Source organism: Rhizobium moroccans (genome assembly GCF_057559155.1).
Genome location: NZ_JBHFJG010000043.1, coordinates 89,825 through 100,149, shown reverse-complemented (window position 1 = coordinate 100,149; position 10,325 = coordinate 89,825). Strand labels below are relative to the sequence as shown.

Genomic DNA, 10,325 nt, shown 5'->3' with positions numbered 1-10,325 from the left:
CCGATTCCTGATTGGTGATCGCCGCGGACAGGTGGTTGCGGGCAGCCGTCTTGTCGCCCGCCACGATCGCCATGGCGCCGAGGTGATAATCGGTGAAGACCTTGAACCAGTCCGGGCCCTTGAGCGCGCGCACGCTTGCCATCGCCGCCTTGCCCTTGCCGGCGCCGACATCCGCCCATGCGGTGATCAGCGCATGGGTCAGCCGGTCGAGGTCGTTAGGCCCCTCGTAGGGGAGTAGCGCCTTTGCTTCCTTGAACTTGCCGTCGCGAATGGCGTCGAGCCCACGTACGATGGTGGTGATCCGCTCGACGGCCTTGTCGTCCTTGAGGGCGTCGGCTTCCTTGAGGCCCTCCTCGAACTCGCCATTGAGGAAGAGCGCGATCATCAGCCTTTCGCGGATTTCGAGATTGGCGGGATCGAAGCCGAGCGCCTTGCGGTAGAGCGTGATCGCGGTCGGATAGTCATGATCCACGTCGGCGGTGCGGGCTGCGAGAAATGCGCCGGAGAAGGAATGCACGTTCTCGGGGGTGAAGGTTACGATTTCCTTCGCGGTGGGAGCTTCCTCGGAAGGAGCGGCCTTCGCCGTCATGCCGAAGGAGAGTACTGCGACGAGAGCCGCGCTGGAAAGCAGAAGAAGGCTGGAGTTCCGCCGCATGAATATGCCTTTCGCTGATGGTGGCGCGACGTTTCGCGCTCGCCGTCCCGCATCACTTGATTCACGATAGAATGGCTTTTTTGGTACCGGACTGCAAGAAATCTCGGGCTTCGTTTCCTGCCGCGGCGATCACGAAGCGAGCAGCGCCATCCGTTCCAGGTCCTTCGGCCGCCCGCAAAGCCGGAAGACGGCGAGAAGGTCGTCACGGCTGGCGATGAAGGTTTTGGCGGTGCGATAGCTGACTTCCTGTCGCTCCTTGATTGCCACTCGATGCCAGGCACCCTCCGAGAGCGCGTCGAAGCCGGCCATGATTTCCACCGGTATTTTGCCGAGATCCGGGCGCAGCAGGATTTGCGAACGAAAACGCTCGGTACCGGTGCCGGCCACGTTGGGAAACCCATGCCGGCGGACAAGCCGCTCCGCGTCGGCAATGGAAATCAGAACATCGATATCGGCAATCGGCGTCGGCATCCGGTATCCGTGGAGCCGCATCGCGGTTCCGCCGAACACGCACCAGGGATCCCGGCACGCCGACATCAGGTCGGCGAGACGGTTCAGCGCCTCTTCGAGCCGATGGTTGTCGTCCCCAGCCCTGTCGTCCGGAGCACCCATCAGCTTTAGTTGACGCGCTGGATCGAGAAGTCGATCACTTCCATGAGCGCGGATTTGAGCGGCGAGGCCGGCAGCGGTGCCAGGGCATCCCGCGCGATGGTGCCGTAATGCTCCGCCCGGCTGATAGTGTCGTTGAGCGCGCCGTATTTGTTGATGAGCCCGAGCGCCTTTTCCAGGTTCTCGTCGCTGCTTTCGCCCTTCTCGATCGCCTCGCGCCAGAAGGCCCGCTCGGCTTCCGTGCCGCGGCGATAGGAGAGAATGACCGGAAGCGTGATCTTGCCTTCGCGGAAATCGTCCCCGACATTTTTGCCGAGATCGGCTGCCTTGCCGCCATAGTCCAGCGCGTCGTCGACGAGCTGGAAGGCAAGCCCAAGGTTCATGCCGTAGGATTTGAACGCGGCGCGGCCGGCCTTGTCGGCATTTGCGATGATCGGGCCGACTTCAGCCGCCGCAGCGAAGAGGGCCGCCGTCTTGGCGCGGATGACGGCGAGATAATCGTCCTCCGTCGTCTCCATGTTCTTGGCGACGGAAAGCTGGAGAACTTCACCCTCGGCGATCACAGCCGCGGCCGTGGAAAGCACGTCGAGCGCCTCGAGCGAGCCGACATCCACCATCATCCGGAAGGCCTGGCCGAGCAGGAAATCGCCCACCAGCACGCTCGCCTGATTGCCCCATATGGTGCGCGCGGTGGATCTGCCGCGGCGCAGGTCACTTTCGTCCACGACGTCGTCATGCAGCAGCGTCGCCGTGTGCATGAACTCGACGCTGGTCGCGAGCTTCACATGGCCATCGCCCCGGTAGCCGAAGAGCGAGGCGGACGCGAGCGTCAGCATGGGCCGCAGGCGCTTGCCGCCCGAAGAGATCAGGTGGTTGGCGACCTCCGGGATCATCTGCACGTCGGAGCCCGCCTTCGACAGGATAAGCTGGTTCACCCGTTCCATATCCGCTTTGGTGAGATCCACCAGTGGCTTGACGGAAGCCGGTTTGTTTTTGCCTTCTTCAAGCGGTATCACGACGCCCAACGATCGGACTCCTGTTCAAATCTTGTGCAGGACAATAGAAAGGGGAACATAGTGCGGCAAGGGCCAAATCGCTTTTTCGCCCAGTTTTGGAAGGGTTTCCCAAGGGATGCGTGAATTAATCCGAACGAATGATGCCGTGCTTCTGTCGTTTGCGGAAAGCCTCATGAAGGATGCGGGCATCCATTGCCTGATCGCCGACCAGGCGATGAGTGTGCTCGAAGGCTCGCTCGGCCTCCTGCCGCGCCGCTTCCTGGTCGATGAGGAAAGGGCGAAACAGGCTCGCCGCATATTGATCGACGCAGGATTAGAGGCGGAGTTGAGGGACGACCAGGCATGAAGGAGACCGTCGATGCCTTTCATCGCGGCCGCTTCCATGTAATCCAGCCGAAGGGGGAAGGACATCGCTCCGGCGTCGACGCAATGCTGCTTGCCTCTCTTGTCGAGGGGGAAGGGCCGATCAGCGTGGCCGACCTCGGCGCGGGCGCGGGCGCGGCCGGACTGGCCGTAGCGTCACGCCTCGATCACGCGAAAGTGCTTCTTGTCGAGCGTTCGCCGCTGATGGCCGACTACGCCCGCAAGACGCTCGCCTATCCCGAAAACGAAAGATTTGCCGATCGGGTGCGGGTGATCGAGGCGGATGTGACGCTCACCGGTAAGGCACGGCTTGCCGCGGGGCTTGATGACGAGGTCCATGACCACGTCATCATGAACCCGCCGTTCAACGATGCAGCGGACCGGCGCACGCCCGACCAGTTGAAGGCCGAGGCTCATGCGATGAGCGAAGACCTGTTCGAGAGCTGGCTTCGTGCCGCGGGCGCGATCATGAAGCCGGGCGGGCAACTTTCCCTGATCGCCAGGCCGCAATCGATCGGCCAGATCATTGCCGCCTGCGGGAAGCGTTTCGGCGGGCTGGAGATCACGGCCGTCCATCCTCGTCCCGGCGAGGATGCCACCCGGATACTGGTTACCGCGATCAAGGGTTCGCGAGCGCGGCTTACATTCAGGGCACCCCTCATCCTGCATGGCGAGACGGGGCATGGTTTCACGAAGGAGGCCGACGACCTCAACAACGGCCGCGCCGTCTATTCCCGCCGGAAACGCTGAAATTACTGAATTTTCACCGATCAACCATTGCGTTTGCGGTCCGCTTACATACATCACGGGTTCACGATTTGCGTCTGACAGGATGGACAATGGCAGGTTTTTTTCAGCGTTTGATGCCGAAACGGTTTCGCAAGAAGGGGGTGACCATCCCCGTCGTCAGGCTTCACGGCGCAATCATGACCGGCGGCGGGCAGTTCCGCCCGGTTCTGAACCTTGCCACCGTCGCGCCCGCTCTGGAAAAGGCCTTCGCCAGGAAGGACGCGCCGGTCGTCGCCATCTCCATCAATTCGCCGGGCGGCTCGCCGGTGCAGTCGCGGCTGATCTTCCAGCGCATCCGGTCGCTGGCCGAGGAGAAGGACAAGAAGGTCCTTGTCTTCGTTGAGGATGTCGCGGCCTCCGGCGGCTACATGATCGCGCTTGCCGGCGATGAGATATTCGCCGATCCGACCTCGATCGTCGGATCGATCGGCGTCGTTTCGGGCGGCTTCGGTTTTCCGGAACTCCTGCGCAAGATGGGTATCGAGCGCCGCGTCTATACCGCTGGGGAGAACAAGGTGATCCTCGATCCCTTCCAGCCGGAAAAGGAAGGCGACATAGAATACTTGAAGACGCTGCAGCTCGAAATCCACACGGTCTTCATCGACATGGTGAAGGCGCGCCGCGGCAGACGGCTGGCAGATGATCCGACGGTCTTTTCCGGCCTGTTCTGGACCGGCACCCGCGGGCTGGAGCTGGGGCTGGTCGATAGCCTCGGCGAGATGCGGGATACGTTGAAACGCCGTTATGGGGCGGATACGAAGCTGGAATTGATCGGCAGCGCGCGGACGCTTTTCGGCCGCAAGGTTCCGGGCGTCGTGTTCGGCGGTGGCCATGCCGGCGAAATTGCCGCGGGCGCCACGGCGGGCCTTGCAGCCAGCCTCGAAGAAAAGGCATTGTGGAGCCGTTACGGGCTTTGAAGACCGCGCGAGGATACGAGGGGAAATGGCGCAGCTCATATTTCTGATTATTTTGTTGGGTGGCGGATGGCTGCTCTACAAGAAATTCATCAAGGATGCAGAAAAGCTGACGGAACGTTCCCGCCGGCAGGAAAAGGAGCGCCAGACCGGCGCGATTGCCACGCTGGAAAAGGATCCTGTGACCGGGGAGTATCGCGTAAAGAAGGACGAGGAGTGAGGCCCGGCCTTCTATTTTCTCCCTTTTATCTGTCGTTCCCAATTTGAGCCCGCATAGCCCACACAGATGATGAACACCGTGCGCGTTTCATCATCCACCGTGAAACAGATGACAGCTTTTTCCGCTGCGGGAATGGCGCGGAGCCTTGGCCGTAGATCGTCGCGAATGCTGCCGATCTTGGGAAGGTCCGCCAGTCGATAAGTGGCAGCTTCTATCTCTGCAAGTTTCCGATCTGCTGTGATTTTGCCGCTATAGTCCTCAATGAATTTGTGGATATCGACCAGATCTTGTTCGGCTCGGGGATGATACTCAAGTCGATAGACTGGCATCAGCTACCCTTGTGCTTTTCTTCGAGCCGTGCACGTACGCGGTCGAAGAGATTATCCTTGTCCATCGCTATCCACTGATCCCTGGGCAATTCCATCCGTCGACGGATTTCGTCCGCCATGCCTGCGAGAGGATCACGGGCCTCGGTTGTTTCCTCGCTCTGTCGCAGGGTGTCGATGCCGGCTTCCAGCACCTTCTCGACCGAAGGAAATTGACCGCTCTCGACCAACTGCTCGGCATAATGCAGATATCGCTCCGATAGGGTCACGTTGTTTTTGACGTTCATCGCGGTTCTCCGGAAATTGCCCGATCCTACCATAGATCGAAATTCAGCGGCATAGTGCAATATGGGCGAACGCATAAATCCTTGACCCTTGGCTGCCCTCGTGGCACTCGTCCGCGACGAAATCACAAAATTCCGGCCATAATCCATGACGAACCTGCCCGACCATATGTCTCCGAAGCGCTCCTTCCAGGGGCTCATCCTCGCGCTCCACAATTATTGGGCGGACAAGGGCTGCGCTGTACTGCAGCCCTATGACATGGAGGTCGGCGCCGGCACCTTCCACCCCGCAACCACGCTTCGCGCGCTCGGGCCGAAGCCGTGGAAGGCGGCCTATGTGCAGCCGTCCCGCCGCCCTTCGGACGGTCGTTACGGCGAAAACCCGAACCGGCTGCAGCACTATTATCAGTATCAGGTCATCCTGAAGCCGAATCCCTCCAACCTGCAGGAGCTCTATCTCGGCTCGCTGGAGGCGATCGGCCTCGATCCCCTGCTGCATGACATTCGCTTCGTGGAGGACGACTGGGAAAGCCCGACCCTCGGCGCTTGGGGCCTCGGCTGGGAATGCTGGTGCGACGGCATGGAAGTCTCGCAGTTCACTTACTTCCAGCAGGTCTGCGGCATTGAATGCTCGCCGGTCGCGGGCGAACTCACCTATGGCCTGGAACGGCTCGCCATGTATGTGCAGGGCGTCGACAACGTCTACGACCTGAACTTCAACGGCCGCGAGGGCGAGGAAAAGATTTCCTATGGCGACGTCTTCCTACAGGCCGAGCAGGAATATTCCCGCCATAACTTCGAGTTCGCTGACACCGCCATGCTGCACCGGCATTTCATCGACGCGGAAAAGGAATGCCAGGCGCTTCTCGCTGCCGGCGCTCCGGGCGCCAGCGCCAATCAGATGCTGCACAAATGCGTCTTCCCGGCCTATGACCAGTGCATCAAGGCAAGCCACGTCTTCAACCTTTTGGATGCACGCGGCGTGATCTCCGTCACCGAGCGCCAGAGCTACATCCTGCGCGTACGTACGCTCGCCAAGGCCTGCGGCGAAGCTTTCCTTCTGACGGATGCCGGCGGTGCGAATTTCGGCAGGGAAGCCGCCTGAGGAAGGCTGGATTTCTCCAGCCCTTTGGCTCTAACCCTTTGGAAATTTGACGCAACCGACGATTTATGCCTAGTGTCCCGCCGTAGACTTCCGGTCTCAGGGGGATTCGCGCATGTATATCCTGCTCGGCATCATCGTCGTCGTCGGCCTCTATCTGGTCTTCCTCTACAACAGCCTGGTGAAAAGCCGGCAGATGGCCGAAGAGGCCTGGTCCGGCATTGACGTGCAGTTGAAGCGTCGCGCCGATCTCATCCCGAACCTCATCGAGACGGTGAAGGGTTACGCGGCGCACGAGAAGAGCACGCTTGAGGAAGTGATTTCGCTTCGCAATCAGGCACAATCCATCCCGAGCGGAGATGTCGCTGCCCGCGCGCAGACAGAAGGGCTGCTCTCCCAGGCGCTCGGCAAGCTCTTCGCGCTGGCGGAGGCCTATCCCGATCTCAAGGCCAACCAGAACTTTTCGGAGCTGCAGGCCTCGCTGGAAACCATTGAAAGCGAGATCCAGATGTCCCGGCGCTACTATAATGGCGCCGCCCGCGACCTGAACGTCAAGGTGGAAAGCTTTCCGTCCAATCTCGTCGCCGGCCAGTTCGGCTTTTCGCAGCGCGAGTATTTCGAAATCACCGACGAGGCGGATCGCGCCGTGCCCGCCGTCAAGTTCTGACGCCGTTGGACTTTGGCGAAGAAGGCATTTATGAGCGGGCTCGCGCCCTTTGATCGACTGCGCGAGCGACGGAAGAGACAGACATCATGGCCAGAGCCAAGCTCACGATAATCCCCCCCGGCAAGCCGCTTATCGGCCGCGCCGCTCCTCCCGGCTCGAAATCGATCACCAACCGCGCATTGCTTCTGGCCGGTCTGGCTAAGGGTACGAGCCGGCTCACTGGTGCGCTGAAGAGCGATGATACGCGCTATATGGCGGAGGCTCTGCGCGCCATGGGAGTGAAGGTCGAAGAGCCCGACGCGACCACCTTCGTGGTGACCGGCTCCGGCAAGCTTCAGCCCCCCGCAACACCGCTCTTTCTCGGCAATGCCGGTACTGCGACCCGCTTCCTGACGGCCGCTGCGGCGCTCGTCGATGGCAAGGTCGTGGTCGATGGCGACGAGCATATGCGCAAGCGGCCGATCGGCCCGCTGGTCGAGGCACTCCGCTCGCTCGGCATCGACGCCTCAACCGAGACCGGCTGCCCGCCGGTGACGGTCAACGGCAAGGGCGGCTTCGAGGCAGAGCGGGTGCGGATCGACGGCGGACTTTCCAGCCAGTATGTCTCCGCACTTCTCATGATGGCGGCAGGCGGCGCCCGCCCCGTCGTCGTGGAATTGCTCGGCGAGCATATCGGCGCGCTCGGCTATATCGATCTCACGGTTGCCGCCATGCGCGCCTTCGGCGCAAAGGTCGAGCGCACCAGCCCCGTCACCTGGCAGGTGGAGCCGACTGGCTACCGCGCCGCCGATTTCCACATTGAGCCGGATGCCTCCGCCGCGACCTATCTCTGGGCCGCGGAAGTGCTGACCGGCGGCCAGATCGATCTCGGCACGCCGGCCACAGATTTCACCCAGCCCGATGCTAAGGCCTACGATCTGATCGCGAAATTCCCGCATATGCCCGCGGAAATCGATGGCTCCCAGATGCAGGATGCCGTGCCCACGCTCGCCGTGCTTGCCGCCTTCAACGAGACGCCGGTGCGCTTCACCGGCATCGCCAACCTGCGTGTGAAGGAATGCGACCGCGTTCGCGCGCTATCGACAGGCTTGACCAATATCCGGCCGGGTCTCGGCACGGAGGAGGGGGATGACCTGATCGTCGCCTCCGATCCGGCGCTCGCGGGTCAGGTGCTGCCTGCCGATATCGATACTTTCGCCGATCACCGCATCGCCATGAGCTTCGCGCTCGCGGGCTTGAAGATCGGCGGCATCACCATTCTCGATCCCGATTGCGTGGCGAAGACCTTCCCGGCCTACTGGGATGTGCTGGCCTCGCTCGGGGTAGCTTACGACGAAGACGCATAAAGGTTTGCAAAAGGCGCGCGGCGCGCAAAGAGGAGGAAGGTCGTGATACGGTGGTTCTCCGGTTTCTGCGTCGCGTTCTTCGCCTTTCTGTCGGTCTTCGTTCTCGCCCTTCCGGCGGTGGCTGAGGAATATATCCGCTCCTATCATTCGGAGATCCGGGTGGCGCCGAATGGCGAACTGGCGGTCGTCGAAACTATTACGGTGAATGCCGAGGGCCGGAATATCCGTCGCGGCATCTTTCGCGATTTTCCTCTGACCATGCAGGATGCGGCGGGCCGCACGGTACGCGTCGGCTTCGATGTGGTATCCGTCACCCGCGATGGCCGGCCGGAGCCCTGGCAGACCGAATCCGTCACCGGCGGCACCCGCATTATCGCCGGTTCGCAGGATGTGCTGCTCGATTATGGCGAGCATACCTACGTCATCACCTACACGACCGACCGGCAGATCCGCTTCTTCGACGATCATGACGAACTCTACTGGAACGTCACCGGCAATGGCTGGCAATTCCGCATCGCCAATGCTTCGGCGCGCGTGACGCTGCCGGAGGGCGCGCGTATTACCCAAACGGCAGCCTTCACCGGCGCTTTCGGCGCGAGGGAACGCGACGCGACCATGTCGGGCAACGGCAATACGGCCGTGTTCGCCACCACGAGAACGCTCGGCCGGCAGGAAGGCCTTACCATCGTCGTCGGCATTCCGAAGGGCGTGATTGCGGCTCCGTCCGCCGATCAGCAGCGAGCCTGGTGGCTGCGCGACAATATGGGTCTTCTGATCGGTTTCGGCGGGCTCGTTCTGGTGGCGCTCTATTATGGCCGCAGTTGGCTTGCGGTCGGCCGCGATCCGGCGCGCGGTGTCATGGTGCCCCGCTGGGATGCGCCGGACGGCATCTCCCCGGCGCTCGTCAATTACATCGAGAACAAGGGCTTTTCCGGCGCGGGCTGGACAGCGCTTTCGGCAAGCGCGCTGGACCTTGCCGTGAAGGGCCATGTCACGCTGGAGGATCTGGATAAATCCATCACCATCCGCCGCACGGACAAGCACGCGGAAAAGGCCCTTCCGGTCGGTCAGGCGGCGCTCCTGCAGGCCGTCGGCGGTCCGGGCGATGCGCTGGTGATCGACAAGGCGAACGGCGACCGCGTGCAGACGGTCGGGGCGAGCTTCCGCCGCGCCATGGAAAGAGAGCACCGCGGCAAATACTACCGTTCGAACACCGGCTATGTGATCGGCGGCATCGCGCTGAGCCTGCTGATCCTGGGCGCGGTGCTCATCTTCGGCAATCTCGATCCGGATATGATCGCCGTTCTGATCGTGCCCACCTTCTTCGCCGTGTTCTTCGGCATCTTCGCGGTGAATTTCGGCAAGGCCATGCGGCGCAAGAGTTCGCTGGCCTCCAAATTCATGATGATCCTGATGATGGGTTTCTTCGGTTTCGTGGCGATCTCCACGCTCTCGGGCATCGTTGTCGGGCTTGCCTCGGAACTGACTGGCATGGACCATTGGCCGATCTTTGTCGCCGTTGGCGGCATCGTTCTCCTGAACGTCATCTTCTTCTTCCTGATGGGCGCGCCCACTCCGCTCGGGCGGAAGATGATGGACGGCATCGAGGGATTGCGGACCTACCTCACGCTTGCCGAAAAGGACCGCATGAACATGGCGGGCGCCCCGCAGATGTCGCCGCAGCATTTCGAAACGCTGCTCCCCTATGCGGTCGCGCTCGATGTCGAAAAACCCTGGAGCCGCGCCTTTGAAACCTGGCTCGCCACGGCGGCGGCCGGTGCGGTGGCAGCGGCTTACGCGCCTACCTGGTATAGCGGGCATTCCATCGGTAATTTCGGCGAGCGCATCGGCGGCTTCTCCTCCTCCATGGCGGATACGATCGCCTCCACCATCCCGACGCCGAAATCCTCCTCGTCCTCCTCCGGCTTCGGCGGAGGCGGCTTCTCCGGGGGTGGCGGCGGCGGAGGTGGCGGTGGCGGGTGGTAGCTTCTGCCGGCGACGGTTCGGCATAGCGTCACCTCCCCCTCAAGGGGA

At 62.0% G+C, this 10,325-nt stretch carries 12 protein-coding genes and 1 pseudogene; 8 read left to right on the top strand and 5 right to left on the bottom strand.

The annotated features are described in order from the left end of the window. From ACE04I_RS20640 to ACE04I_RS20630, 3 genes and pseudogenes are all read right to left on the bottom strand, one after another. Positions 1-655, bottom strand: a pseudogene (locus ACE04I_RS20640) (tetratricopeptide repeat protein); the annotation flags it as partial. A gap of 129 nt (positions 656-784) precedes the next feature. Continuing rightward, the gene (locus ACE04I_RS20635; RefSeq protein WP_046796008.1) at positions 785-1,267 is read right to left on the bottom strand and encodes a hypothetical protein; all 483 of its coding nucleotides are present in this window, start codon (positions 1,265-1,267) and stop codon (positions 785-787) included. A gap of 5 nt (positions 1,268-1,272) precedes the next feature. Next, complete coding sequence (locus ACE04I_RS20630; protein ID WP_046796007.1) at positions 1,273-2,289, bottom strand: polyprenyl synthetase family protein; 1,017 nt, start codon at positions 2,287-2,289, stop codon at positions 1,273-1,275. A 106-nt stretch (positions 2,290-2,395) separates the two neighbouring features. Here ACE04I_RS20630 and ACE04I_RS20625 point away from each other — a divergent pair, with 106 nt between their 5' ends. The 4 genes from ACE04I_RS20625 to ACE04I_RS20610 all read left to right on the top strand — a co-directional run bounded on the left by ACE04I_RS20625 (position 2,396) and on the right by ACE04I_RS20610 (position 4,566). Then, positions 2,396-2,626: a putative signal transducing protein gene (locus ACE04I_RS20625; RefSeq protein ID WP_046796006.1), complete on the top strand. Its 231-nt coding sequence runs from the start codon at positions 2,396-2,398 to the stop codon at positions 2,624-2,626. Further along, a complete protein-coding gene (locus ACE04I_RS20620; RefSeq protein ID WP_487206657.1) occupies positions 2,623-3,393 on the top strand; it encodes a tRNA1(Val) (adenine(37)-N6)-methyltransferase in 771 nt (256 codons plus the stop codon). Before ACE04I_RS20625 ends, ACE04I_RS20620 begins: the two co-directional genes overlap by 4 nt. An 89-nt stretch (positions 3,394-3,482) precedes the next feature. Then, positions 3,483-4,349, top strand: a complete 867-nt coding sequence (locus ACE04I_RS20615) for a S49 family peptidase (protein ID WP_046796004.1) — start codon at positions 3,483-3,485, stop codon at positions 4,347-4,349. Positions 4,350-4,374: 25 nt separating this feature from the next. After that, entirely contained in the window at positions 4,375-4,566 is a 192-nt protein-coding gene (locus ACE04I_RS20610; RefSeq protein ID WP_046796003.1) for a hypothetical protein, read from the top strand. Between the two features lie 11 nt (positions 4,567-4,577). On the opposite strand, the gene ACE04I_RS20605 is transcribed toward ACE04I_RS20610, so the two are convergent. After that, entirely contained in the window at positions 4,578-4,895 is a 318-nt protein-coding gene (locus ACE04I_RS20605; RefSeq protein ID WP_046796002.1) for a type II toxin-antitoxin system RelE/ParE family toxin, read from the bottom strand. After that, positions 4,895-5,179 (bottom strand): hypothetical protein, encoded by a 285-nt coding sequence (locus tag ACE04I_RS20600; RefSeq protein WP_046796001.1) that lies wholly within the window; start codon positions 5,177-5,179, stop codon positions 4,895-4,897. Before ACE04I_RS20600 ends, ACE04I_RS20605 begins: the two co-directional genes overlap by 1 nt. A 145-nt stretch (positions 5,180-5,324) precedes the next feature. On the opposite strand from ACE04I_RS20600, the gene ACE04I_RS20595 reads away from it, so the two are divergent. From ACE04I_RS20595 to ACE04I_RS20580, 4 genes are all read left to right on the top strand, one after another. Further along, complete coding sequence (locus ACE04I_RS20595) at positions 5,325-6,281, top strand: glycine--tRNA ligase subunit alpha (protein WP_046796000.1); 957 nt, start codon at positions 5,325-5,327, stop codon at positions 6,279-6,281. Between the two features lie 112 nt (positions 6,282-6,393). Beyond that, positions 6,394-6,945, top strand: coding sequence for a LemA family protein (locus ACE04I_RS20590; RefSeq protein WP_046795999.1), 552 nt, complete (start codon positions 6,394-6,396; stop codon positions 6,943-6,945). An 86-nt stretch (positions 6,946-7,031) separates the two neighbouring features. After that, complete coding sequence (locus ACE04I_RS20585; RefSeq protein WP_046795998.1) at positions 7,032-8,291, top strand: 3-phosphoshikimate 1-carboxyvinyltransferase; 1,260 nt, start codon at positions 7,032-7,034, stop codon at positions 8,289-8,291. 42 nt (positions 8,292-8,333) lie between these two features. Further along, a complete protein-coding gene (locus ACE04I_RS20580; protein WP_046795997.1) occupies positions 8,334-10,277 on the top strand; it encodes a DUF2207 domain-containing protein in 1,944 nt (647 codons plus the stop codon). Positions 10,278-10,325 lie beyond the last annotated feature (48 nt).